Here is a 24,937-nt window from a genome sequence, read left to right on the forward strand (position 1 = left end):
GCCCCCGAAGCCGTCGGGCAGCTCCGCCCGGCAGGACGGGAAGGACGCCGAGCCAGGGCCCGGCGGGGTCACGGCCGACGGGCGCGGCGACGGTCCCCGGCGGATGGGGCGTACCGGCGAAGCGCAGCGGGCGGCCGGAACCGCGGAGCCGTCGGCGGGTGCGACGCCGACGGCATCCGTGCCGGCGACGCCGAAGCGTCCGGTCGCGCCGTCCGGCCCGGAGCCCGGCGCGGGGCACGGCGGCTCCGGTGGTGCGGGCGGGTCCGGAGGTGACCCGGACCCGGTGCCGTCGCGCCCCGACCGGCCGTCCTCGCCGCCGCCCTCACCGACCCCCACCACGCCGCCCGCGGAACCCACTCCGCCGCCGAGCAGCCCGCCGCCCTCGGCGCAGGCGTCCGGTCCTCTGCCGTCCTCTCCGATGTTTTCGCAGGTCGAACCGGGGGCGTGAGCGCCGTGCGGGGAGCCGTGGCGGGGGCGGGTTGGACCGTCGAGGGGCGTATTTGCCTTCCGGGGGGCGGAGTGCGTATGGTGGTAGATCGTTTGATCCCATTTGCCCGGCGCCAGAAAAGAAGCGCGCCGCGTGGCGCGTTCTCTCCCTTGCCGTGGCTGACCGCATAGAGGCGGTCTTTGTGAAACACACGGAGTTTGGGCGCGTGCCGAGACTCCGGAAGGTTTCGCATTTCGCATGTCAATTTCCACTGAGCACCCCGTCATGCCCGCAGACGAGCAGACGGCTCCCGAGGCGATCGAGACGGCCGAGACGGCCGCCGCCCCGGTGACCGACGCGGCCGAGTCCGCCGCCGATGCCCAGACCCCCGACGCGGCCGCCGAGCCGACCGTCACCTTCGCTTCCCTCGGCCTGCCCGAGGGCATCGTCCGCAAGCTGGCCCAGAACGGCGTCACCACCCCCTTCCCGATCCAGGCCGCGACCATCCCGGACGCCCTGGCCGGCAAGGACATCCTCGGCCGCGGCCGCACCGGCTCCGGCAAGACCCTCTCCTTCGGTCTGCCGACCCTGGCCACGCTGGCCGGCGGCAACACCGAGAAGAAGAAGCCCCGCGCGATCATCCTCACCCCGACCCGTGAGCTCGCGATGCAGGTCGCGGACGCGCTGCAGCCGTACGGCGACGTGCTCGGCCTGAAGATGAAGGTCGTCTGCGGCGGTACGTCCATGGGCAACCAGATCTACGCCCTGGAGCGCGGTGTCGACGTCCTCGTCGCCACCCCGGGCCGGCTGCGCGACATCATCAACCGTGGCGCCTGCTCCCTGGAGAACGTCCAGGTCGCGGTCCTCGACGAGGCCGACCAGATGTCCGACCTGGGCTTCCTGCCCGAGGTCACCGAGCTGCTCGACCAGATCCCCGGCGGCGGCCAGCGCATGCTCTTCTCCGCCACCATGGAGAACGAGATCGGCACCCTGGTCAAGCGCTACCTGAGCAACCCGGTCACCCACGAGGTCGACTCCGCCCAGGGCAACGTCACGACCATGACCCACCACGTCCTCGTCGTGAAGCCGAAGGACAAGGCGCCGGTCACGGCCGCGATCGCCGCCCGCAAGGGCCGCACGATCATCTTCGTCCGCACGCAGCTGGGCGCCGACCGTATCGCCGAGCAGCTCGTCGAGTCCGGCGTGAAGGCGGACGCGCTGCACGGCGGCATGACGCAGGGCGCCCGTACCCGCGTCCTCGCCGACTTCAAGGACGGCTACGTCAACGCGCTCGTCGCGACCGACGTCGCCGCCCGCGGTATTCACGTCGACGGCATCGACCTGGTCCTGAACGTCGACCCGGCCGGTGACCACAAGGACTACCTGCACCGCTCGGGCCGTACCGCCCGCGCCGGCCAGTCCGGCACGGTCGTCTCGCTGTCGCTGCCGCACCAGCGCCGGCAGATCTTCCGCCTGATGGAGGACGCGGGCGTGGACGCCTCGCGCCACATCGTCGGCGGCGCCGGTGCCTTCGACGACGACGTCGCCCGGATCACCGGCGCGCGTTCGCTCACCGAGGTCCAGGCCGACGGCGCGAACAACTCCGCCAAGCAGGCGGAGCGCGAGGTGGATGAGCTGACCCGCGAGCTGGAGCGTCTGCAGCGCCGTGCCACCGAGCTGCGCGAGGAGGCGGACCGGCTGACCGCCCGTGCCGCCCGCGAGCGCGGCGAGGACCCGGCCGAGGCGCTCGCCGCCGCTGCCGCGACCACCGAGGCACCCGCCGAGGCGCCCGAGGTCACCGTGCCGGCCCAGGCTACGTCGGACGAGGCGCCGCGTCGCTCCTCCTCCTACGAGCGCCGTGACGACCGTCGCGACGACCGGGGCAACTTCGACCGTCGTGACCGTCGTGATGACCGTTCCGGTGGTGGCTTCAACCGTGACCGTCGTGATGACCGGTCGGGTGGCGGTTTCAACCGTGACCGTCGTGATGACCGGTCGGGTGGTGGCTTCAACCGTGACCGTCGTGATGACCGGTCGGGTGGTGGCTTCAACCGTGACCGTCGTGATGACCGGTCGGGTGGCGGTTTCAACCGTGACCGTCGTGATGACCGTTCCGGTGGTGGCTTCAACCGTGACCGTCGTGATGACCGGTCGGGTGGCGGTTTCAACCGTGACCGTCGCGACGACCGCTCCGGCGGCGGTTTCAACCGCGACCGCGGCGACCGTCCGAGCCGTCCGTTCAACCGCGATGACCGCTCCGCTGGTCGTCCGTCGTCCGGTGGCTTCCGCTCCGGTGGCGGCGACCGTCCGTTCAACCGTGACGACCGCTCCGGTGGCCGTCCGTCGTCCGGTGGCTTCCGCTCCGGTGGCGGCGACCGTCCGCACGGCCGTCGCGACGAGCACCGTGGCACCGGCACCGCGACCGGCTCCTTCGGCCGTCGTGACGACAAGCCGCGCTGGAAGCGCAACGGCTGACCGTTCCGGTTGACCGCATCGGCCGACACGTCGGCCAACTGAGGCATCGCAGGGCCCGTATGACACGCAAGTGCCGTACGGGCCCTGTGCGTTGACCGGGGAGCCGGGCGGAGTGGGTTGCCCCGGGGCGGTGGTTCCAGAGGGACGGGCGCCGGGCTGCCCGGTCCTGCGGGCGGCTCGGAGGGCGCGTGCGACTGCCGGGTCGCCCGTCCGAGGGAGCTGCCGACGACGTGCCGGGAGCCCCTCAGGGAGGGGTCGGGCCGGCCCGTCAGGACAGCCGATGCCTAATGGCTTCGGGCTGCGGCACCTGGTCGGGCTATGCTGCTCGGTGCGGGCCATTAGCTCAATTGGCAGAGCAGTGGACTTTTAATCCATTGGTTCAGGGTTCGAGCCCCTGATGGCCCACCGTTTCTGACGCCCCGTAAGGGGCTGACCAGCAATTTTGTGCCCCGGCGTGCGCGAGAGCGGCCGGGGCACAGCTGTGTTTCGGGGGTGGGAGCGGCCGGGTGGTGGATGCGGTGCGGTGGCGCGGGTCGTCCGGCGGTCCGCGCCGCCCCGGTTGTCCCGTCAGGCCCCGGCACCTGTCCCGGCCTTGCCCGCTTTCGGGTGTCGGTGGTCGCTCACCTGATGGCGGTGACGAGGCCACGGTGGTATCGCCCGCCCGGCCCGCGCCGTGACCCGTCCGGCCCATGAGGACTCGCCCCGCGGCCCCGTAACGGAAAGCCTTGGGAAAGCCGAGGGAGCCGCACGGCAGCGCGACGACTCCCGACGCCGTGAGCAAGTACGGCGACGATCCGACGCGATGACCGCTACGGCCGAGCACGCCCGACGCCATGACCGCTGACGGGCGGTCCGGACAAACGGGAAGAGGCGGACAGTCGGGAGCGGCGAGCTGGGCCGAACACCGGGAGCCGGCGCCGGGAGTGGTGGGCGGAAGGGGGAAGAGGGCCTGTGCGGACACTCGGAGGCGACAGGGCCCGCACGGGCGACCAGGAGCGGCGAGCGCGCCGGGCCCGGATGTCGCCGTCCGGCCGCCGGCTGGCGCGCTGGCTGCCGCTCATCCTGATCGTCGGCGGCGTGGTCTTCGACGTGGCGACGCCGGCGCAGTACACCGCCTCGCCGTTCTTCTCCGCCGCCCCGCTCGTCGCGGCGCCTCTCTACTCGCTGCGCACCACGGCAGCCGTCGCCGCCGCGGCCGTCATCGGCGAACTCTGGTCCGTCGTCTACCACGGCACGACGGACGCCCACGAGTCGACCACCGAGGCCGTGACCGTCCTGATCGTCGCCGTGCTGGCTCTCGGCATCAACCGCGCCGTCCGCAGGAACGACGCCCGGCTGGCCTCCGTACGGGACGTCTCGGAGGCCGCGCAGCGGGCCGTACTGCCGACGCCCGCGGACCGGATCGGTGGCCTCGCGGTCGCCGCGCGCTACGTGGGGGCCAGGGCGGACGCCCGGATCGGGGGCGACCTCTACGCGGTGCAGGACACCCCGCACGGCGTACGGATGATCGTCGGCGACGTGCGCGGCAAGGGCCTGGAGGCGGTGGAGGCCGCCGTGATCGTCATCGGCGCCTTCCGGGAGGCGGCGGAGCAGGAGACCTCGTTGGAGGCGGTGGCGGGCCGGCTGGAGCGGGCGCTGCAACGCGAGGGCAGACGACGCGACGGGCTCGACGAGTTCGAGGGGTTCACCACGGCCGTCCTGGCGGAGATCCCCTCCAAGGAGCACTCCGTGCTGCGCGTCCTCAATCGTGGCCACCCGCCCCCGCTGCTGCTCACCCCGGACGGCGGCCTGCGCGAACTGGCCCCTGCGACGCCGGCGCTGCCGCTGGGGATGAGCGAGGTGGCGGGGTGGCCGGACCGGGCGGACGAGACGTTCTTCCCGGCCGGTTCGCTGCTGCTGCTGTTCACCGACGGGGTGACCGAGGCCCGGAACCTCGCCAATCGGTTCTACGACCCGTCGTCCAGGCTGCGCGGCCGCCATTTCAACGGCCCGGCGGACCTCCTCGATCTGCTGGCGAAGGACGTCGCGCGGCACACGGGAGGCGCGCCGGCGGACGACATGGCGCTGCTCGCGGTACAGCGGCCGCTGGGGGTCTAGGCGGGAGTTCCTGCTGCGGGCTCAGTTCCTGTTACGGGCTTTGCGGCCACTGGCCTTGCGGCGGCCTTCGGGCTCGTTCGCCTTCGGGCTCTGCGGCTTCCGGCCTTGCCACCGTCGGGCCCGTCCGTCCGGCGCCGGGCGGTCAGCCCGCCCGGAGGTCGGGTTCCCGGAGCCAGTGCAGGCTCTGGCCGTGCGGGCCGGTGAGGGCGACCGGCTGCTCGTCCAGCGAAAGGGTCAGCAGGTGTGCGTACTCGGGCGGCAGGGCATCGTGCGCCGGGTCGGTGATCCAGGGCAGCTCGGTGTGGTGCTCGTTGGAGATCCAGTGCCCGGGGCCGTCCCGCTCGGCGAGGATGGACCGGACGAGCCGGGCGAACTCCGCACGGCGGGCCGGCGACAGATACATCAGCACGGTGCTGTGGAAGATGACCAGCGTCGCCTCCCGTGGAGCCGCCGCGGCCAGCGCCGGCAGCTCGTCGATCAGATCCCCGCGTACGAGCGTGGGGCGGGGCGCGTCCCGTACCGCTTCGACGGCGGCCGCGAGCCGGTCCGCGCGCGCCCGCTGCCCGGGCCAGACGAGGGCCTGCAGCCAGCGGTTGTCGTCGACCCGGTCGACCGGGTCGAGCGGGTCCAGATCGATGCCCCCACGCCAGACGATCTCCGGCAGCGCGGTGGCCCCGGGCGCGGGTGCGTATGGGCCGTCCGCCGACGGGGGCGCCGCCCGGCTCGTACGGCACGTGAACGTCACCGGGCTCCCAGGGGTGCCCACCTCCTGGGCGCCGTGGCCGTGCCCCTCGGCCCCGCCCTCGTAGCGATAGCGGTAGCGGTCGGGGTGCAGACACAGCCCGGCCGACGTGCCGACCTCGAGCAGCGCCAGCGGCTGCGGCAGCCGGGCGAGCAGCGGCAGCAGGGTGGCGCAGCGGGCCGGCTCGTTGGTCTGGGTGCCGCGCTGCATGATCACCGCGCGGACCTCGTCCCAGTGCCGGATCGTCCATTCCCGCCAGCGTCCGTACGCCGCCTCACCGTGTGGGCCCTGTTCGGCGTGCGGACCGTCGAGATAGCGGACGGCGGCGAGGAGGAGGTTGGGCTGCTGCTTGTTCCCCGCGGGCAGCGAACCCGCGAGCACATCGCAGAACTCGGCGTCCTGACTGATCCGTGCGGTCAGCTCCTCATGGGCGTCGGACTGCCCCCGCGCCTGCTGCCAGGAGAACTCCCGGTACCGATCGGCCACTGTCTGCGCGCTGTTGACGACGTTGACGACCATGATCCGACGTTACTGCCCTCACACTCCGTGATCGCCGGGCACCCCTGCGCATAACGACTGGCGCACGATCGTCGCGAGATCGTTTGGAGCGGTGCGGTCAACTCGCACGGGTTGGGGAGTCCGTGGGTGGAAAAGTCCACGCCAAAGCTCCTACGGAGCACATACGGATTCCCGGGAACGCTTGGAAATCAGTGGCGATCTCTATTACTGTCCGATAACGCAGCGCGGTCGTCCCAGCCGTCGCAAGTGGCGGCACCGCGCGCCGACGCCGAATCCCGTAAGCGCACTTCACGCACTCCCGCACCTTCAGCACTCCCGGCAATGCCGCACCCTCCGTGTCTCCAGCCTCGCTCCGAACTTCACGTAACTCCCGCACTTCACGCATCTCCCGCACTTCGCGCACGTCGCCACCGCACCTCGCACCGGCCGGCCGCACGAACTGCTCCAGCAGTACCGAAGTGCACCGAGTCGCACCGAAGCCGGAAGCCGTCGGCCGGAACCGCGGAAGACGCCGGCTCTGCCGAGTCCGTTGACGGCGCACCGAACCGCACCGAACTGCACCAAGGGAACCGGGGAACCACCACCTTGGGGTGAATCGGACGCTCTCGTCAGAGGATGTCCGTAGGAGACCTTCCTGCTCCGAACCCGTCAGCTAACCCGGTAGGCGAGAAGGAAGGAAAGGAGTGCGCCCCCGTGGCGTCCAACAGGCCTACCCCCGAGCCTTCGTCCGCCTACGACCTCGATGACCGGAGCGTCTTCGACGGCCCGGGTTCCCTCGACGGTCAAGGGCCCTTTGACGGCCGAGCGTCCTTTGACGGCCGAGGTTCCCTTGAGGGCCGAGGATCCTTTGACGGCCCTGACTCCGGCTTCGGATTCCCTGCCGCGGATCGTGACGGCGACGGACCGTGGGAGGAGTGGAACCCCACCGAGGAGTCCATCCGCCCCGTCCGCGGCAAGCACCGGGTGGGGAAACAGCGCGGCGGCGGACTCGCCCGCAGCAGCACGGTCCTGGGCGTCGGCGTGATCGCCGCGGTCGGCGCGGGCGGGATGGCCACGGCCGAGGGCCGGCCGCCGGTCCCGATCTCCATGCCGGACGTCAGCGGCATGGCCGACGACCTCTCCGAGAAACTGCCGGACGCCAAGTCGCTCCCCGGCATCGGTGACCTCATATCCGACGCGGACGAGGACTCCGATTCCGCGGCATCCGCCGCGGCCGGCGCGGACTCCGCGGTCGCCGGCACCCCCCTCGCCGCCCAGGGCAAGGGCGCGGGCGAGACACTGCGCAACCGCATCCTGCAGCAGGCCGACGCCCAGCAGGGCGCAGGCGAGCAGCAGGCGCGCGACGCCGCGGAGGACGCGGCCATCGAGAAGGCCGAGGAGGGCGCGGCCGAGCACCGCAAGTTGGCCGAGAAGGCTGCCGCGGCCAAGAAGGCGGCGGAGCTGGAGGCCAAGCGCGAGGCGGAGGAAGCGGCCCGCAAGAAGGCGGAGGCCGAGCGCCTCGCCAAGCTCGCGCGGAGCTTTATCGCCCCCGTCTCCTCGTACACCCTCACCGCCAGCTTCGGCCAGGCCGGCGACCGCTGGTCGGCCGACCACACCGGCCAGGACTTCGCCGCACCGACCGGCACGCTCGTCAAGGCCGTGCACTCCGGCAAGATCACCCAGGCGGGCTGGGCCGGCGCGTACGGCTACCGCATCGTCCTCACCCTCGACGACGGCACCGAACTCTGGTTCTGCCACCTGTCGTCCATGGTGAAGACCTCCGGCGAGGTGAACGCCGGCGACGTCATCGGCCGCGTCGGCGCCACCGGCAACGTCACCGGCCCCCACCTCCACCTGGAGGTCCGCCCGGGCGCCGGCGACCCCATCGACCCGATGCCGTGGCTGCGCGATCACGGGGTGAACGTGTGAGGAGCGGGTTCGTGTGGGGCGGGAGTTGTGTGTGAGGCGGTGCTCAGCGTTGAGGCGGGCTCGGCGTTGAGGCGGGGCCGCGTGTGAGGTAGTGCCCCGGCCAACCGGTTGGTGGTCCTCCACCGCCGTGCGAGCCGCGCTCCTGGAGGCCGCGCCCCGAACGGGCGCGGCCTCCGTGCTGCCGGGGGCCTGAGCTGCGGAGGCGGCCAGACCACCGGCCACGCCGATCACGCCCGCCACACGGGGAACCGTCAACGGCTTCCCCCGCTCGCCGCTCCCCTCTCCTCGTCCGGACCGCCGCCGCCCGGGAATCGGGCTCGCCACCCGGGTACCAGGCAAGGCGGGGGAATTTTCCACAGCGCATCAACGCTGCAACCACGCATGACCGCGACACACAAGAACCCCGGCGCGACACACAAGACCCTCGGCTCGCTCTCCGTCTCCCCGCTGTCTCTCGGCGGCAATGTCTTCGGCTGGACGGCGGACGAAGCCGAGTCCTTCGCCGTGCTCGATGCGTACGTGGCGGGCGGCGGCAACTTCATCGACACCGCTGACGTCTACTCGGCCTGGGTGCCGGGCAACAAGGGCGGCGAGTCCGAGACCGTCATCGGCAACTGGCTGGCCGCGCGTGGCAACCGCGAGGACGTCGTGATCGCCACCAAGGTCGGCGCGCACCCCGACTTCAAGGGTCTGTCCGCGGCCACCATCAAGGGCGCCGTCGACGAGTCCCTGACCCGCCTGCGCACCGACTACATCGACCTCTACTACACCCACTACGACGACGAGTCGGTAGAGGTCTCGGAGTTCCTGACCGCCCTCGACGATCTCGTCCGGGCCGGCAAGGTCCGCGAGATCGCCGCATCCAACATCTCCGCGCGGCGCCTGGAGGAGTCCCTGGCCTTCTCCACGAGCGAGGGCCTGGCCCGGTACGTCGCCCTGCAGCCGCACTACAACCTGGTCTCCCGCGACACCTACGAGGGCGAACTCGCCGACGTCGCCGCCCGGAACGGCCTCGCCGCGGTCCCGTATTACGCCCTTGCCTCGGGCTTCCTGACCGGCAAGTACCGCGCCGGCGCGACCGTCGAAAGCGCCCGCGCCGAAGGGGCAGCCAAGCACCTGACGACCGACCGTGGCCGCCGCGTCCTCCAGGCCCTCGACTCCGTCGCCGTCGCCCACGAGGCCGAGATCGCCACCGTCGCCCTCGCCTGGCTCGCCGCCCGGCCCACCGTCGCGGCTCCCATCGCCAGCGCCCGCACGGTCGCCCAGCTCCCGGCGCTCCTCGCGGTCGGCGACCTCGTCCTCTCCGACGACGAACTGACCCTCCTCACCGAGGCATCGGCCTGAGCTCCACCCCTTCCCCACCGTCGCTGAGGGCGGCTGCGCACCCACGCGCAGCCGCCCTCAGCGTGTGCCGGGGCGGTGACCGCCGTGGCGGCCCTGTCCCTGTTGCCGCTACTTGCGCCGATCGACCGCCACCCACGAAGCGAGCGCGACGCCACCCGCCACCGCGAACACCGAAGGCCACGCGCCGATCTTCTTCGCCAACGGATGCGACCCGGCGAACGCCGCCACATAAGCCCCACTCAACGCCGCAGCCGTCGCCCCGCCGGCCTTCTGCTGCCACCCTCGCGCCGCCACGACACCGGCCGCAGCCAGCGCCACCCCACCGAGCGGCCGCTTCTTGGTCCAACGGGCCAGGCCGTAGCCGGCCACAAGGCCACTCGCGGCCACCACACTTGTCGGTACGCCGGCCATCGCATAAACCTCCACATCAGAGACAACTCCCCCGAGAGTACGCCCGGGTCTTTACGAACACGGGGGCGGTGTTCGGATCGTTGGTCGGCCGCCTGTGTGAGTCACCACAGTCTGGTCAGGTCCGGCATGAAGTGATCGAATAGTTGGCATTATCCGCGCATGGCGAAGACGAGAGCAGCAAACCCCGTCACGTTTGGAACTCCCCCAGGTGTGCAAGAAGGGCAACGCTTCAAGGGGCACGCGGAGTTGCACGCCGCGGGCGTGCACCGTCAATTAGGAATGGGGATCTCGGGAACCGCGACCAAAGGCGTCGATTCCATTGTGCTCTCCGGCGGTTACCTCGACGATGAGTACGGCGAGACCGAGATCATCTACACGGGTGAGGGTGGCCGCGACCGGAGCACGAAGTCCATGGTCTCCGACCAGACCATGGATTCGCGAGGCAACGCCGGCCTTCTGCTCAACCAAGCGCTAGGAAACCCCGTACGCGTCATTCGCGGCTTGAAAATTAGCTCGACTCGGCGGCAGCCTACCGACGGCTACCAGTACTGCGGTCTCTTCCGTGTGGCGGACCACTGGATCACCATCGGCAAGGAAGGTTTCCGTGTCTGCCAGTTCCGGCTCCTCAAGATGGAGCCGGGCGAGACAGTGAAGCCGCAACCGGTGGCGCCGGACGAGGACAAGGCCACCGGCCTAGAGGAGCAGGTCCGGCGCACCGTCGCGTACGAGCGCCGTCTGCGCGACTCCAAGGTGGTCCGAACTGTCAAAGAAATGTACGACAACACCTGCCAGATGTGTGGCCTTCGCCTGGTGGTGTCACCCGAGGGAAATGCCATCAGCGAGGCAGCTCATATCCAGGCATTGGGAGCCCCGCACAACGGTCCCGACAGACTGGAGAACGTCCTGTGCCTCTGCCCGAACTGCCATGCGCTCTTTGATCGTGGCGCTCGTCAGCTCACGGATGGATTCGATGTGATTGACGGGCTGACGCATACGTTCATTCGCGCGTTGCGGCAGGTCAAGGAACATCAGATAGACGTGGAGCGCGTACGGAAGCACCGAGGGCGTTGGGAGGGACGAACGGTCTCGCCGGACCTTTTCGATGACCTGCCGTAGCGGGTAATCTGCGGCCCGCTGGTGGTCGCCTCATTTCCCAAGAGTGAGATCGTCGTGGGTCACCAGGGGCCGGGATCTGTGGACGAGCGATCAGCGTACGGACGGTCTGCGTGAGCCTCGCCGTACGCACTGCCATGCGCACTGCCGTACGAAACCGCTTCTGGCCTGTACGTCGGAGCCGGCGCCGGCCCCACCCACCCAGACGCCACCGGCCGATGCGTGGTGACCAATGCCTGGGCCAGTGCCGGGTGGGCCCAGGGGCGGTAGCGCGACAGTTGGTGGAGGAGGTCGGCTTCTCGGGTGGTGAAGTCGGGGGTGGGGCCCGTGAGGTGGGCGCGCCGTCGGTGGAAGGAGAGGGTGGTGGCGAGGGTCGTGTATTCGGTGACGGCGCGGGCGGCGGCGGGGCCCTGGGCGCGGCGGGCGATGTTGCGCGCCAGCGCGCGGGTCTTGAGGGACGAGAGCGCGGTCGGTTCGGCGGGGGCGAGCCAGCCGGCGGCCGTGTAGGGGGCGAGGTAGCCGCGCAGGGAGAGGAGTTCCTCTCGGCGGGCCCATATCGCCAGCCAGGTCACGGTGATGAAGACGGGGACCATGAACAGGCCGTAGATCGTGAGGAAGCCCAGGTCGCCGAGGGACGATGCGCTGTTCCAGATGGAGTGGAGCAGGACGGCGGTGAGCAGGCCGAGTACGGGCAGCGCGATGCGGGCGGCGCGGCGCCGGGGGTAGCGGACGGCGGCTATGCCGAACGCCAGGCCGGTCAGGGTCGTGAAGAGCGGATGCGCGAACGGGGACACCACGACGCGGATGAAGAAGGTGCCCGCGGTGGCCGAGTCCAGACCGGAGTGGCCAAGGGACTGGTCCTGGCCGAAGGCGCTGCCCAGGTAGAGGATGTTCTCGGTGAAGGCGAAGCCGGTGGCGGTGATGCCGGCGATGACGATGCCGTCCGTGATGCCGTCGAAATCGCGTCGGCGGAAGCGGTAGAGGAGGAGGACGGCCGCGGCCTTGACCGATTCCTCGATGATCGGGGCGATGACGGTCGCCCCCCATGTCTCGGCCTCCGACGCGGACGTCGCGGCGACGTTGGCGGCCAGCCAGTCGGTGGCGAAGCCGTTGGCGAGGATCGCGACGAGCGTGGCCGCGCAGGCACCCCAGGTGAAGGCGAACGCGAGATTGCGCCACGGCTCGGGTTCTATGTGATCGAGCCAGCAGAACGCCGCGATCAGCGGCGGAACCGGGAAGACGGCGAGTCCGAGCCCGACCAGAAACCCCTCGGTGCCGGTCTGCCGGCGGACGATCCCGATGATGACCACGCCGCAGAGCGCGAGCAGTGAGACCAGCGCGATGGCGCGCACGGTCTTGCTGTGCCAGGGCGCCGGCCGGCGGTGCGCCGGGGCATGGCCGAGCGCGTGGGCAGGGCCGTGGGCCGGTGGGCGTGGGTCGGGTGCGTACGCCGGGCGGGGCGGATGCGGGGGCGGCTGGGACGGATACACCCAAGGACCCTAACCACGCCCGCTCTCGCTACACCGCCCGGCGGCGGAAGAGCAGATCGTGGACGACGTGCCCCTTGTCCAGGCCCTGCCCTTCGAACCTGGTGAGCGGGCGGAAGTCCGGCCGGGGCGCGTAGGAGGTGTGGAGGTTCTCCAGCGTCGGTTCGGCGGAGAGGACCTCCAGCATCTGCTCGGCGTACGGCTCCCAGTCGGTCGCGCAGTGCACCAGGGCACCCGGAGCGAGCCGGGTGGTCGCCAGCGTGAGGAACTCCGGCTGGATCAGCCGCCGCTTGTGGTGGCGCTTCTTCGGCCAGGGGTCGGGGAAGTAGACGCGCAGACCGGCCAGGGACCCGGGGGCGAGCATCTCGCGCAGGAGGATGATCGCGTCGCCGTTGGCCACCCGGACGTTGGTCAGTCCGTTGCGCTCCGCGAGGCCGAGCAGGTTGCCCTGCCCGGGGGTGTGGACGTCGCAGGCGAGGATGCCGGTGTCAGGGTCGGCGGCAGCCATCTGCGCCGTCGCCTCACCCATGCCGAAGCCGATCTCCAGGACGACCGGCAGCCCGTCGAAGAACGCGTCGAGGTCGATACGGGAGAGACCGTCGATGTCCAGCCCCCACGTCGGCCACAGGCGGCGCAGCGCATCGGCCTGGCTGGGCGAGACGCGGCTGCGGCGGGGCTGGAAGGAGCGAATCCGACGCTCGTGATGCGAGCCCGCGGGGTCTGCGGCGGGGCCGGTCCCGTCGGGGAACATCGGCCCACCGCGGCGGGCAGCGGACGCGCCACCGGAGGCGGTTGAGCCACCGGCGTCCGGGGCGACCGCCGGCGGGGTGCCATCGGTCGCGGGGGCGTCGGCCGCTGCGGCCTCGGGTGCGGGGGTGAGGGGGTTCTCGGACACAGTGTGACGATTCTACGGGGGTGGGCAGGGGCGGCCGTGGCCCGGTCGACGACCACGGCCGGGCGGCCGGCGGGGCTCAAGAGAGGGCAGGTTGGCGCCGGGTGCAGTGGGGTGCCTACGATGCGTGGCCGTAGAAAACATCAATACAGGGGGTCGGTTCATCGTGTCGCAGGGCGGCCAAGGAAGCACCGAGAATCCGGGACAGCCACAGCCGACCGGCCAGGGAGCGCCGGGAGCCCCGCCGGCCCCGGGCCAGGTCGCTCCGCCGCCCATGCCTCCGCAGCCGGGCCCCCAGGGTGCCCCCGGTCAGCCGCCCATGGGTCAGGTCCCGTACGGCGCTCCGGGGCAGCCGCCTGCCGGCCAGGCCCAGCAGCCTGGTGCTCCCGGCCAGTACGGCGGCCCGGGGCAGCCTGGCCAAGGCGCCGAGCAGTATCCCCAGCAGCAGGGATTCCCCCAGCAGGGATTCCCGCAGCAGGGACCGCCTCCGGTGGGGGCCCCGCAGCAGGGTCCGCCCCAGCAGGGACCGCCTCAGCAGGGCGGCTACGCGTACCCGCCCGGCCCGCAGGGCGGTCAGCAGCCGGCCCCGCCGTACGCCCAGAATCCGGCGCCCGGTCAGTACCAGGTACCCGGTCAGCACCAGGTACCTGGACAGCACCAGGTACCCGGACAGCCTCCGGTGGCCGGCCAGCCCCCGTTCCCCGGCGGGCCGATGGCGCCGCAGTTCCAAGGCGGGGCGGGGCAGCCCGGGCGGAGCGGCATGCCGGTGCCTGCGATTCTGGGGATTGTCATGGTCCTGCTGATCGCCACCGGAGTCGGCGGCTACTTCCTGCTGATGTCGGACGACTCGGAGACGCCGACCGAGCAGCGACCGGCGAACGCGATGACGCGGCTCTGGAAGACGCCTTCCCCCACCACCGAGGAACCGTCCCTCGGGAAGAACGGCTTGCGCTCCATGTGGTTCAACGATGACGACGTCATCTTCGGCGATCCGCAGGGCGTGCGGGCCTACAACCGCGCGAGCGGCAAGAAGAAGTGGACGGTCAAGACACCCAAGGGCGCCGGTGAAGTCTGCGGGATGTCCAAGGAGGCCAGCGACGAAGGCGTCGGCGCCGTGATTTTCGACGCCGGCGGCGACGACTGCTCCTACCTCTCCGTCGTCGACACCGACAGCGGACGCACGCTGTGGTCGAAGAACTTCTCCGCCGGCGACGAAGCCGAGACCAGCCCACAGGTAGTGGTGAACTCGAAGGTCGTCGCCGTGGCGATGGGACGTGGCTACGCGGGCTTCACCATCGCCGGCGGCGCGAAGGTCTGGGAGCTGACCGCTCGCGGTCACGACTGCACCACCACGGTGGCATTGAGCCCTCAGTACCGAGCGGTGGGCAGTGACTGCTACGACGCGAAGCCGAAGACTCAGCTGGACCTCCAGCACCTGGAGTACAGCACCATCCATTCGAAGGTCCCGGGCGAGAGCCGCGCGGCGGGAGACATCCTGTCCGACCGGCCGCTGACCATGCGCATGAGCAGCGACGCCAACGTGATCGATTCCGACAGTTCTCTCTCGACCTTCACCGACGATGGGGACCTCGACAAGACGTTCAAGCTCGAAGGCGAATTGAAGGACCTGCGGCTGGAGCCGCGCTCCACGTACGTCGACGAGGAGGAGGAGGTACTGGTGTCCAGCTACGGAACCTCCGACGGCCTCGCCGCTCTGGACCTGAAGACCGGGAAGCTGCTGTGGAAGAAGCGCGGCTCGGCGGGTATCGCGGGCGTGGACAACGAAGGGCTGATCGTGCTGACGGATTCGCCCGAAGGCGCGGCCCCGGGGGCGGACACGGCGCTGGTTGCGATCAATGTGCGTGACGGCAAGGAGAAGGTCATGGGCACGCTCTACGACCCCAAGCAGGATCTCTCCTCCGTCGGCCTCTTGTCGGTCGCGTGGAACGGAAAAGTGAACGAGCTCTACGTGCAGGGCGAAGGGGTCCAGGACGACCGACCGAGCGTCCAGGCCTTCAAGCTGCCGAACAACTGACGCCCTCCCAGGCTGCTCCCCGCATCCTGGGTCGCTCGTCTTCCCCGGCTCCCGGCTCCTGCCGCGCCCCTTTTCCCAGGGGCGCGCGGGGCCGGGAGCCGCTTTCGTTCAGCCGTGGCTTTGTTCCAGCACCCCCAGCACCCGCCGCGCCACCTCGCGTCCGATGGGGAGTGAGGCGGTGGCGGCAGGGGACGGGGCGTTGAGGACGTGGACGATGCCGGGGGATTCGGCGAAGAGGAAGTCGTCGACGAGGGTGCCGTCGGGGAGGACGGCCTGGGCGCGGACGCCGGCCGGGGAGGGGACGAGGTCCTCCTCGCGGGCGGCCGGGAGGAGGCGGCGGACCGCCTCGGTGAAGGCGCGGCGGGACAGGGAACGGCGCAGCTCGCCGGCGCCGTAGCGCCAGTGGCGGCGGGCTATCCGCCAGGAGCCGGGGAAGGCGAGGGTGCCGGCCAGCTCCGCCGGGCGGACGGTGCCCCACTCGTAGCCCTCGCGGGCCAGGGCGGGGACGGCGTTCGGGCCGATGTGGACGGCGCCGTCGATGCCGCGTGTGAGGTGGACACCGAGGAACGGGAAGGCCGGGTCGGGTACGGGGTAGACCAGGCCGCGGACGAGTGCGGCCCGCTCCGGGGCGAGGGTGAAGTATTCGCCGCGGAACGGGACGATCCGCATGCCGGGTGGGTCGCCCGCGAGCCGGGCGATGCGATCGCAGTGCAGACCGGCGCAGTTGACGAGGGCGCGGGCGCGATGGACCGTGCCGTCGGCCGTACGGACCGCGACGCGACCGGGGCGGCGGCCGATGGTGGTGACCTCCGCGCCGTAGGTGATCCGGGCGCCGGCGTCCGTGGCGAGCCGGGCGAACCGGCGGGCCACCGCACCGAAGTCGCACACCCCCGTCGTCCCGACATGGATGGCGGCCAGGCCGCGCACCTCGGGTTCGTACTCGGCTATCTGGGCGGGGCCCAGCTCGCGCACCGGCAGGCCGTGTTCCCGTCCGCGCTGGATCAGGCCGTGCAGCCGGGGCAGCTCGCTGCGCTCGGTGGCGACGATCAGCTTGCCGGTGACGTCATGGGGGATGTCGTGTTCCGCGCAGAACTTGACCATCTCCGCCGAGCCCTGGAGGGCGAAGCGGGCCTTGAGCGAGCCGGGTGGGTAGTAGATGCCGCTGTGGATCACGCCGCTGTTGCGCCCGGTCTGATGGCGGGCGGGACCCGGCTCCTTCTCCAGCACCACGACGCGGGTGCCGGGCGCGGCACGCGTGATCGCATAGGCCGTAGAGAGCCCGACGATGCCGGCACCGATCACCAGTACATCGCAGTCGTACGCCGCCACTGCACCTCCCCAACCGCATGACCGCAGGTCCGCCCATGGCCGCGGCCCCGCGCATCATCGCCGACGACGTACTCCATCATGACGGTCGGCACTGACAATCCGGCAATGGCGGGCCGGTCAGCGGGACGGCGGGAGCGCCGGGCAGCGGGGCCGTCAGCACGGTCAGCCCCGTCAGCGCCGACGGGGCGGATGGACAGGGCGCCCCACGCCCACGCCCCACCCCCTAAGCCGGTGCCGCCAGCAGCGGCCGGGCACGTTCACGGAGTTCCACCACGCGGGGCTCGTTGCCGTACGGCTCCAGGCGGTGCAGGAGGTCGCGGACGTATTCGGTGGTGCGGGCCGAGGAGATCCGGCCCGCCACCTCCACCGCGCGGGTGCCCGCGGCGCAGGCCGCGTCCAGATTGCCCGACTCCAGTTCGGCGACCGCGGACACCACCAGCCGCAGGCCGTGGGAGCGGACGAATTCCTCGGTGGGCCGGGAGAGCGCCTGCTCGGTGAAGCGGCGGACCTGGCGCGGCAGGCGCAGGTCGCGGTAGCACTCGGCGGCGTCGGCGGCGAAGCGTTCGTAGGAGTAGAAGTCCAGCCACGCCGGGTCGGGGTCGCCGCCCCGGGAGCGCTCCAGCCAGCCCTCCGCGGCCTTCAGCGCGACCTCGCAGGCGCGTGCCTCGCCGGCCTTGGCCTGGGCGCGCGCCTCGACCAGCCGGAAGAAGCTCATGGTGCGGGCGGTCGCCAGGCCGCGGTTGCGTTCCAGGGCGGCCTGCGCGAGGTCCACGCCCTCGTCGGCGAAGCCGCGGTACGTCGCCTGGAGTGACATCGAGGCCAGAACATATCCCCCCAGCGGCACATCGGCGGCGGCGCGGGCGAGCCGCAGGGCCTGGATGTAGTACCGCTGCGCGGCCTCCTGCTGGCCGGTGTCGAAGGCCATCCAGCCGGCGAGCCGGGTGAGTTCGGAGGTGGCCCCGAACAGCGCGCGTCCCACTTCGTCGCTGTACGAGGCAAGGAGTAACGGCGCCGCGTCCACCCGGAGGCACTCCGGCACCATCGACGACCGCCAGTCACCGCCGCCGTACTTGGAGTCCCAGCGGCGCGCGTCCTCCGCCGCCTCGCGCAGCTTGGTGACGTCGCTGTGGCCGACGTGCTGCGGGATGCCCGCGTCGCCGGCCGCCGCGGCGTCCCGGTCGCGGGCCTCGGCGGCCTCCCGCGCCACCGAGCTGTCGGCGGGGGATATCAGCCAGCGCGATGCGGGCGTCGCATACGCGCTGACGGCGAAGGATCCGGCCAGGCTCTGCCAGATACCGCCACCGCCGGCCCGCCGTCCGGCCAGATCCAGCCGGTACAACTCGGTCGCGGAACGCACCGCTGCGCCCACATCGCGGGGAAATGCCAGGCCCACCTCGGGCGCCGGGTCCGCGTCGGCGAGTCCGATCTCGTGCAGCGGCACCGGCCGGCCGAGCTTGCTGCCGATCGCGGACGCGATCAAATGGGGCGCGGCGCCTTGCGGCACCATGCCCTTGGAAACCCACCGGGCCACCGACGTCTTGTCGTAACGAAGCGTCAGTCCACGCTGCGCACCGAGGTCGTTGACCCGGCGCGCCAGTCCGGCATTGCTGATACCCGCGAGGGCGAGAACGGTGCCGAGCTTCTCGTTCGGCCCGCGTATATCCCTGGACATGCGCACCCCTCGACACAGCGACGGCCGCCCCGGTACCCCGGGGCATGCGTCCACCCAGAGTAGTTCGCCGGATCCCTACCGTTAAGGGCCGGTGTCCCGGATGGCGAGATTCGTGTTCAAACAGGGGTGCGGGAATTGGCATGTGCTCCGGGTACGTGTGCCCGTGCGCCCGTCCGTGCGCGCTGGCCGCTCTTCGGCGGGAGCGCTTCGATGAGTTCTGCGTGGGTCGGCCCGCTGCACTGGATCCAGTGGGCTGGGGGATACCGTCACCTCATTCCCCGCGGGTGGCGGTCCGGTCCGGGAGGCGTAGCCCGCCTCCCGGACCGTCGCACGGACCGGTCGCCGACCGGCCGCTTCACCGGTTGACGCGATACCCGATTCCGTCAACCAGGCGGTACGGAACGGACTTTGGCTGAAATGCGGCGTGCGATGCTTTCGCGCCGCCACTCGCTCGGGGGCTGTCCCGGGGGCCACACGGGGGGCCGCCCGGGGTGGACGGAACCACGCCGGCACGCGACGCCTGGAGCGCCGCGCCGGTGCCCCGCACCCGGCCCGGTCCGCCTCCGCGGCCGGTCCGCGGCATGAACCGCCCGCATACGGGCCCTCTTTGACACCTCCCGCACGCCGCTGTCGTGGCAGCATGGTCCGCACAACAGCTTGGCAATCCGCTGTACGGGGCGGCCGTTGGCCCCTCGGCGGACGGGGAATCGGGTGGAGGCGGCGATGCGCTGGTTGGTGGGGTGGAGCAGTGCCGCCACGAGACCGGCCGCCGACGGGGGGAGCCGGACGGTCCTGCCCGTCGGCGCCCAACTCCTGTGGAACGACCCGGATCCGCTGTGGGCGGTGGGCGACTGGCGGCCGGACGAGGTCCGGGTGGTCCAGGCGGACCCCGAAACCCGGCTCGCCGTCTTCGGCGTCTGCGGTGCCACCAACGACCAGCTGCGCGTCGGCCTGTTCGCGGCCCGTGGCGGGGCGCTGCGCCACCTCACCGCATGGCCGGGCAGCTACACCGCCGTCGTGCAGGTGGGTCGGCGCATCACGGTCACCGGCGATCTGGCCGGTGCCCGCCCCGTCTTCCACACCCCCTGGGCCGGCGGCACCGCGTACGCCACCGCCGCGCTCCCGCTCGCCGACCTCGTCGAGGCCGGCCTCGATGTCGGCCACCTCGCCGCGATGCTGGCGTGCCCGGACGCGCCCGAGGCGCTCGGCGCCGGCACTCCGTACGAAGGGGTCCGTCGGATTCCGCCCGGCCACGCCCTGGTGCTGCGTGGCGGCGCAGGCGAGATCGCGTCCTTCGAGCCCACCGCCTCACTGGCCGTCGCCGCGCCCCAACTCCCCGCGGAACAGGCGGTGAACGGCGTACGTGACGCACTGATCGAGGCCGTCCGCACCCGGCTGGCCGGCCCGCGGCACGCTCCCGACCCGGACGGGCGGGACGGCCTGGACCCCGGCCCGGTGCCGGGCATGGGCCCCGCCGAGCGGCGCGCCGCCCGCGGTGGACCGGTCCCCGGCGTCGGCGCCGACCTCTCCGGAGGCAGTGCCTCCGGCACGCTCGCCCTCCTGGCCGCGGGCCTGCCCGGCCAGCCCGGGACGCTCGACGGACACGGCGAACGCCTGCTCGCCGTCACCTTCAACGACCGCGCCACGAACGGCGGACAGCCCTACCACGCGGCGGAGTTGGAGCGCGCGCGCAGCATCGCCGACAACCCGCGGCTGCGGCACGTCGTCGTCGCGGCCGGCGAGGAGGCGCTCCCGTACGCCGACCTCGGCAGCGGCCCGCTCACCGACGAACCCGGGCCCTCCCTGACCACCGCCGGGCGCCACCGGCGGCGGTTGCTGGCCGGCAGCGCTGACCACTTCGTCGGGGACGGCGCGCGGCAGGTGCTCGACGCCCATCCGGCCCGGCTCGCCGACCTGCTCATGGACCGCCGCCGACGGCATCTGCTGCGTCCCGTCACCGCTCTCGCCAAGGCCGACGGACCGTCCGCACAGTCCGTCCTGGTCCCCTTCACCGTCTATCGCGCCGCCCGCAAACTCGCCCGCACGTCCTATGGGGCCGGCATCAGCGACGCGGCGCGCCGCCTCATGGAGCGGCAGTTCTCCGAGGCCCCGGTGACCGGCGGGGCGGTGGACGCCTCCCTGGCCGCCCTCGCCTGGTGCCGGCCGGGCCCCGCGGCGCGCTGGCTCACGGGCGAGGCGCTGGCCGAAGTATCGGTTCGTCTGGGGGACGCGGCGAGCCGTTCGCCGGCCGTGGGCCGCCCCGGTGAGCGGCGGGCGCGCGCCGCGCTGGCCCGCCACGCCGCGGACCACCGCGTCTTCGAGCAGGCGGCCGAGGTCCGCAATCAGCGGCTGCACGCGCCCTTCCTCGACAACCAGGTGGTGCTCGCCTGCCGCGCGCTGCCGGACACCCTCCGGGTGCAGCCGGGGGCGCGCGCGGCCGTGCTGCGCTCGGTGCTCGCGGGCGCCGGCGTACGCGACTTGCCGCCCGGTTGGGGCGCCACCTCCCACGCAACCCACCTGGCCGCGGTACGCGCCGGGCTGCGCAGCGCCGTCGGCGACCTGGTGGCCCTCTTCGACGCACCCCTCCTGGCCGACGCAGGGTTGATCGAGGCGCGCGTGGTTCGCAAGGCCCTCCGCGCGGCGGCCGAGGGCGCCGAACTCCCCCTCGACGGCCTCGCCGAACTGGTCTCCACCGAGCTGTGGTTGCGCCGGCTGCTCGCCCGGCGCGGCACGTGCTGGACGGGCACGGCGGCTCCGCGGCAGCGGGCGGTCGCGGGCGGGGTGGTGCCGCGCGCCCGGTTGTGAGCCGGGCCGGGGGGCGGGGCGTGCCGCCCGGCCGCACGCGTCCGCTCACGCCCCGCCGCTCGCGCCCACCGACCGAGGATGAGCACCGCTACATGCCCGGCCGACGAGAGCGCCGCCCGAGCATGTCCGGCGCACCCCGTCCGGCCCGCGCGCCCAGCTGAACGGCGCAGGCGATGGCGCGTACACGACCTTTCACGCCGAGAGCGCACGGCGCACATCAGCCCGCCCGCCTGCCCGCCTGTCCTCACATCCGTCCGCCCGCCCGCCGGGCCGGACCGCAGGGGCAACCCGGTCCCCTTCAGCGACAGCCGGCGGGCAACCGCCCCGTTCTCACCGGCAGCTGACCTGCGACCGTGCCCATGTCCCCAACGCCACCACATCGGTGGGGGACTGCGGCTCCACCACCAGGCGCAGCGTCTGCCGGCCCGTGAGCGGTACGTGTACGGGCACCGCCCGGTCGCCGCCGTGCAGCACGTCCGAGCGCCACAGCCGCACCCCGTCCGCGTAGACGGAGAAGCGCAAGGAGCCCAGCCCGAGGCTGAGGTCGTCGACGCCGACGACCGCGTCGTAGGCGGTGCAGGGGCGGTTGAGATCGATGAGGACCGAGGACGGGCCGTGAACGCTCACGCCGTGCGCGTACTTCGTGCCCCCGATGCCCGGACTGTTCCGCTGCCACAGCCAGCTGCTGCCGAACGTGCGCACCTCGGGCTCGGAGCCGTTGCCGGTGAGGTCGTACGCCAGCGCGTTGATCCGGTACGGGGTCGGCGCCGGCGCGGGGGGAGGCGGCTTGGGAGTGGGCGTGGGGGTGGGCGTCGGTGTGGGTGTGGGGGGCGCCGGTTCGTGAGTCGGTGCGGGCTTCTGCGGAGCCGGTTTCGCGCTCGGTTTCGTGGAGGGCTCGGGCGCCGGCTCCTGCTCCGCCGTTGCCGACGGCGGAGCCGGTGGCTCGGGCGCCGGCTTCGCGGGCTTCTCGGGGGACGGCTTCTGTGGCGCGGACTGCGCGGGCCGGTCCGGTTTGGCCTGCGGTTCCGGGGTGGGCTTGGGGTCTCCGGCCAACGCGAGCGCCAGGGCCGCGCCCGCCACCACCGTCGCGCCGACCCCGATGCCGACCTTGACCGGTGCGCCGAGCGCCTCGCTCGCTGCGGCGCCACCGGCGCTCCCCGCGGCGCCGGATCCTCCGCCCCCGGCGGCGGCCGCCGCGCCGGCTCCCGCCGCGGCTCCCACTCCCGCGGCCCCGGCCACCGCGGCGGCCGTCTTGACGGCGTACCCGGCGGCGAACCAGCCGATGACCGCGACCGGCAGCACCGCACCGATCCGCTCATTGACGTCCGCGACCTCCAGTGCGGCCGTGCGGCAGCGGGCGCACTGGTCGAGGTGCTTGCGCAGGCCCCGTTCGGCCCGCATCCGCAGACCACCGCGGGCGTACGCGCCGAGCCGGTCGGCGTACCGGGCGCAGTCGCCGCCGGCGGTCAGCGACTGGCTGACATGCGCCTGCAGATACGCCTGCTTGAGCCCCTCGCGGGCACGGTGGGCGAGGACGGCGGTGGCGTTGGCGGTCAGCCCGAGGAGCGGTGCGACCTCGCTCGGCGACTCGTCCTCGATGGTGGTGTGCCACAGCACCGTCTGATAGCGCTCGGGCAGGCTGCGGAACGCCTGTACGGCCATCGTCTGCTCGGCTTCGTGCATGGCGCGGACATCCGCGCCCAGGTCGAGGGTGTCGTCGTCCATCGAGGAACCGGCGGAGGACACGGCGAACACCGCGAAATCCTCGACGAGTTGCTCCCGTCTGGCGGTCTTCGCCCAGGAGGCGGCGACCCGGCGGACGGTCGTCAGCAGATACGCGCGGACCGCCGAATCCGGTCCCGCGCCGCCGCGTACTGCCTGCAGCGTGCGGGCGAAGACCTCACCGGTCAGGTCCTCGGCGGTGTGCGCGTCCCGGCAGCAGCTGCGGGCGTAGCGCCGTACCGCCTCGGCGTGCCTGCGGTACATCTCCTCGTACGCGCTGTCGTCGCCCGCGCGCATATTGGCGATCAACTGGCCGTCGGAAGGCGGAAGTTCTCGGGGCACGGCATCCGCGGCCGGCCCGGTGGCGCGCCCACGCTGCGCGGGCACGCTCGGGTCGGAGCCCGCAGATCCCGGGGAGCCCACGGAGCCATCGGCGCGGTCGTGCCGCTCGGTGGGGCCGGCCGCCGGGGGCATCGCGCCCCGTGGCCCCGGCTGCCCGGGGACCTGCGGATACGGCTCCCCCTCGGACGCACCCGTCCCGGCGGCGCCGGCCATGCCGCCACGCTGCTCGTCCCGCCCGTCAACACCCATCGCCGAGGCCCCCGAACACACCGTCACACCGGAACACGCGCAAGCGTGCCACATCGGGCACCTACGCTTCAGGGCCCTTCGGGGCATCCACTCATCCGGGGCGAGTTCTCCGCAGAGCGGCAGTGACCTTCACCCGTACGGGGCGCATCGCGCGCGGATCCCGGCGGATGCGGAGGGAGGGCCCGGCGCGCACCGTCCACAGCGCCGCGCACCACCGGCGGGACAGCCCCACCGCCCGCCCGGCGCCCTCCTCACGAAGGGCCCGGACGGGTGAACTCCTGGTGCGCTCCCGTGTGCGCTCCCCACGCCGATCTTCAGCGGGCAGGCCGCGAGCGCAGTCCCTCCAGCAGGATGTCCAGCAGCCGCCCGGAAGCGGCCTGTTGCTGGGAGGGGTCCGGCAGCGACGGCGCGCTCGTGGCGATCACCAGCAGCACATCGGCGACCGTCACATCGGCGCGCAGCTCACCGGCCGCCCGCGCACGCTCCACCAGACGCCCGACGACCTCCAGCAGCGCCTGCGCGCCCACGGTCTCCTCGGTACCGTCCGGGCCGCTCTCCGGGCCGCCCGCGGTGAGTGCGCCGTCGGATTCGCCACGCGGGGCGACCAGGCGCAGATCCGCCGGTGCCTCCGGGCCGGGTGCTATCCGCTGCTGCGGAACCCGCGCCTCGGCCACGCCGTCCACCAGCCGCTCCGTGCTCGCGCTCACCCGCAGAATGCCCGGGGGCAGCAGCCGCCCGGCGCCCGAGGCGACCGATGTCCGCAAGAAGCGCGACAGCGCCGACCACGGGTCGTCCTCCTGGCCGAGCGCCGTGCGTGCCTGCTCCGTCAGCCTGGAGGTCTCCTCCTCGGCTATCCGCCGCACGAGGACGTCCTTGCTCGGGAACCGGCGGTAGACCGTGCCGACACCTACGCGGGCCCGCCGGGCGACGTCCTCCATGGGAGCGCCGTACCCCAGCTCCCCGAAGACCTCGCGCGCGGCGCGCAGTACGTGTTCCAGATTGCGCTGGGCGTCCACCCGCAGCGGCGTGCTGCGGCCGACGGCGCCCCCGAAGCCGCCGTGCGCGGTACCGCCGTTGGCGTTCGCGCCGTTCCCGTTCGTGCCGTTGCTGTTGCCGCCGACGGCGCCGTCCGCGACCTGGGTCGTGGCGACGGCTGTCGGCCATTGAGAGCCCTGAATATGCATATTGATCCCCCGGTAATGACGTCTCCCCCCGGAGACTCCCCGCCCTGACGGTCGGGGCGTACCGACGAGAGGGTGCACCCCAACGAGATACGAACATAGTTGAGCCCAGGTCAAGAATGAAGGGGGCAGTTCCGCACAGTGCGCCCCCCGATCGGAGTACGGACCCGATCCGCCCCGATTGCGC

General features: G+C 72.4%; 16 protein-coding genes, 1 tRNA gene and 1 riboswitch. Of the genes, 8 read left to right on the forward strand and 9 right to left on the reverse strand.

What is annotated here, in order from left to right:
* Window positions 1–685: 685 nt before the first annotated feature.
* The 3 genes from ACH4FH_RS05300 (at window position 686) to ACH4FH_RS05310 (ending at window position 4,999) form a co-directional block, all read left to right on the forward strand.
* Entirely contained in the window at window positions 686–2,902 is a 2,217-nt protein-coding gene (locus tag ACH4FH_RS05300; protein WP_398554369.1) for a DEAD/DEAH box helicase, read from the forward strand.
* Between the two features lie 332 nt (window positions 2,903–3,234).
* Window positions 3,235–3,307, forward strand: a tRNA-Lys gene (locus ACH4FH_RS05305).
* A gap of 612 nt (window positions 3,308–3,919) precedes the next feature.
* On the forward strand, window positions 3,920–4,999 hold the full coding sequence (locus ACH4FH_RS05310; RefSeq protein ID WP_398554416.1) for a PP2C family protein-serine/threonine phosphatase: 1,080 nt from the start codon (window positions 3,920–3,922) through the stop codon (window positions 4,997–4,999).
* Between the two features lie 142 nt (window positions 5,000–5,141).
* On the opposite strand, the gene ACH4FH_RS05315 is transcribed toward ACH4FH_RS05310, so the two are convergent.
* Complete coding sequence (locus tag ACH4FH_RS05315) at window positions 5,142–6,260, reverse strand: DUF2332 domain-containing protein (protein WP_398554370.1); 1,119 nt, start codon at window positions 6,258–6,260, stop codon at window positions 5,142–5,144.
* A 538-nt stretch (window positions 6,261–6,798) separates the two neighbouring features.
* Window positions 6,799–6,942: riboswitch (cyclic di-AMP (ydaO/yuaA leader) on the forward strand.
* Window positions 6,943–6,953: 11 nt separating this feature from the next.
* Between ACH4FH_RS05315 and ACH4FH_RS05320 the strand changes: the two genes are divergently transcribed.
* Window positions 6,954–8,168: a M23 family metallopeptidase gene (locus ACH4FH_RS05320; RefSeq protein WP_398554371.1), complete on the forward strand. Its 1,215-nt coding sequence runs from the start codon at window positions 6,954–6,956 to the stop codon at window positions 8,166–8,168.
* Between the two features lie 381 nt (window positions 8,169–8,549).
* Window positions 8,550–9,512 (forward strand): aldo/keto reductase, encoded by a 963-nt coding sequence (locus ACH4FH_RS05325; RefSeq protein WP_398554372.1) that lies wholly within the window; start codon window positions 8,550–8,552, stop codon window positions 9,510–9,512.
* 108 nt (window positions 9,513–9,620) lie between these two features.
* On the opposite strand, the gene ACH4FH_RS05330 is transcribed toward ACH4FH_RS05325, so the two are convergent.
* Window positions 9,621–9,923, reverse strand: a complete 303-nt coding sequence (locus ACH4FH_RS05330) for a hypothetical protein (RefSeq protein WP_398554417.1) — start codon at window positions 9,921–9,923, stop codon at window positions 9,621–9,623.
* A 159-nt stretch (window positions 9,924–10,082) separates the two neighbouring features.
* Between ACH4FH_RS05330 and ACH4FH_RS05335 the strand changes: the two genes are divergently transcribed.
* Window positions 10,083–11,039, forward strand: a complete 957-nt coding sequence (locus tag ACH4FH_RS05335) for a YDG/SRA domain-containing protein (RefSeq protein WP_398554373.1) — start codon at window positions 10,083–10,085, stop codon at window positions 11,037–11,039.
* A 59-nt stretch (window positions 11,040–11,098) separates the two neighbouring features.
* On the opposite strand, the gene ACH4FH_RS05340 is transcribed toward ACH4FH_RS05335, so the two are convergent.
* From ACH4FH_RS05340 to ACH4FH_RS05350, 3 genes are all read right to left on the reverse strand, one after another.
* Window positions 11,099–12,526 (reverse strand): PrsW family intramembrane metalloprotease, encoded by a 1,428-nt coding sequence (locus ACH4FH_RS05340; protein ID WP_398554374.1) that lies wholly within the window; start codon window positions 12,524–12,526, stop codon window positions 11,099–11,101.
* 28 nt (window positions 12,527–12,554) lie between these two features.
* Window positions 12,555–13,418 (reverse strand): tRNA (guanosine(46)-N7)-methyltransferase TrmB, encoded by an 864-nt coding sequence (gene trmB, locus ACH4FH_RS05345; protein WP_398554375.1) that lies wholly within the window; start codon window positions 13,416–13,418, stop codon window positions 12,555–12,557.
* 115 nt (window positions 13,419–13,533) lie between these two features.
* Window positions 13,534–14,073 carry a hypothetical protein gene (locus ACH4FH_RS05350; RefSeq protein ID WP_398554376.1) on the reverse strand — a complete coding sequence of 180 codons (540 nt, stop codon included), beginning with the start codon at window positions 14,071–14,073 and terminating at the stop codon, window positions 13,534–13,536.
* Window positions 14,074–14,181: 108 nt separating this feature from the next.
* On the opposite strand from ACH4FH_RS05350, the gene ACH4FH_RS05355 reads away from it, so the two are divergent.
* Entirely contained in the window at window positions 14,182–15,450 is a 1,269-nt protein-coding gene (locus ACH4FH_RS05355) for a PQQ-binding-like beta-propeller repeat protein (RefSeq protein WP_398554377.1), read from the forward strand.
* A gap of 108 nt (window positions 15,451–15,558) precedes the next feature.
* On the opposite strand, the gene lhgO is transcribed toward ACH4FH_RS05355, so the two are convergent.
* Window positions 15,559–16,779 carry an L-2-hydroxyglutarate oxidase gene (gene lhgO, locus ACH4FH_RS05360; RefSeq protein ID WP_398554378.1) on the reverse strand — a complete coding sequence of 407 codons (1,221 nt, stop codon included), beginning with the start codon at window positions 16,777–16,779 and terminating at the stop codon, window positions 15,559–15,561.
* 223 nt (window positions 16,780–17,002) lie between these two features.
* Window positions 17,003–18,451: an MFS transporter gene (locus ACH4FH_RS05365; RefSeq protein ID WP_393893254.1), complete on the reverse strand. Its 1,449-nt coding sequence runs from the start codon at window positions 18,449–18,451 to the stop codon at window positions 17,003–17,005.
* A gap of 723 nt (window positions 18,452–19,174) precedes the next feature.
* Here ACH4FH_RS05365 and ACH4FH_RS05370 point away from each other — a divergent pair.
* Window positions 19,175–21,256, forward strand: a complete 2,082-nt coding sequence (locus ACH4FH_RS05370; protein ID WP_398554379.1) for an asparagine synthase-related protein — start codon at window positions 19,175–19,177, stop codon at window positions 21,254–21,256.
* 330 nt (window positions 21,257–21,586) lie between these two features.
* Here ACH4FH_RS05370 and ACH4FH_RS05375 read toward each other — a convergent pair whose 3' ends face one another.
* Window positions 21,587–23,569, reverse strand: a complete 1,983-nt coding sequence (locus ACH4FH_RS05375) for a sigma-70 family RNA polymerase sigma factor (RefSeq protein WP_398554380.1) — start codon at window positions 23,567–23,569, stop codon at window positions 21,587–21,589.
* A gap of 314 nt (window positions 23,570–23,883) precedes the next feature.
* A complete protein-coding gene (locus tag ACH4FH_RS05380) occupies window positions 23,884–24,753 on the reverse strand; it encodes a TetR/AcrR family transcriptional regulator (protein WP_398554381.1) in 870 nt (289 codons plus the stop codon).
* Between the last annotated feature and the right edge of the window lie 184 nt (window positions 24,754–24,937).

It is taken from the genome of Streptomyces sp. NPDC017993, from assembly GCF_044328065.1.
GTDB lineage: Bacteria > Actinomycetota > Actinomycetes > Streptomycetales > Streptomycetaceae > Streptomyces.

Excerpts from the sequence above, each read along its gene's own strand:
- ACH4FH_RS05300 (WP_398554369.1), top strand. The coding sequence starts at position 686 with ATGTCAATTTCCACTGAGCACCCCGTCATGCCCGCAGACGAGCAGACG.
- ACH4FH_RS05310 (WP_398554416.1), top strand. The coding sequence starts at position 3,920 with ATGTCGCCGTCCGGCCGCCGGCTGGCGCGCTGGCTGCCGCTCATCCTG.
- ACH4FH_RS05315 (WP_398554370.1), bottom strand. The coding sequence starts at position 6,260 with ATGGTCGTCAACGTCGTCAACAGCGCGCAGACAGTGGCCGATCGGTAC.
- ACH4FH_RS05325 (WP_398554372.1), top strand. The coding sequence starts at position 8,550 with ATGACCGCGACACACAAGAACCCCGGCGCGACACACAAGACCCTCGGC.
- ACH4FH_RS05330 (WP_398554417.1), bottom strand. The coding sequence starts at position 9,923 with ATGGCCGGCGTACCGACAAGTGTGGTGGCCGCGAGTGGCCTTGTGGCC.
- ACH4FH_RS05335 (WP_398554373.1), top strand. The coding sequence starts at position 10,083 with ATGGCGAAGACGAGAGCAGCAAACCCCGTCACGTTTGGAACTCCCCCA.
- ACH4FH_RS05365 (WP_393893254.1), bottom strand. The coding sequence starts at position 18,451 with ATGTCCAGGGATATACGCGGGCCGAACGAGAAGCTCGGCACCGTTCTC.
- ACH4FH_RS05370 (WP_398554379.1), top strand. The coding sequence starts at position 19,175 with ATGCGCTGGTTGGTGGGGTGGAGCAGTGCCGCCACGAGACCGGCCGCC.
- ACH4FH_RS05375 (WP_398554380.1), bottom strand. The coding sequence starts at position 23,569 with ATGGGTGTTGACGGGCGGGACGAGCAGCGTGGCGGCATGGCCGGCGCC.
- ACH4FH_RS05380 (WP_398554381.1), bottom strand. The coding sequence starts at position 24,753 with ATGCATATTCAGGGCTCTCAATGGCCGACAGCCGTCGCCACGACCCAG.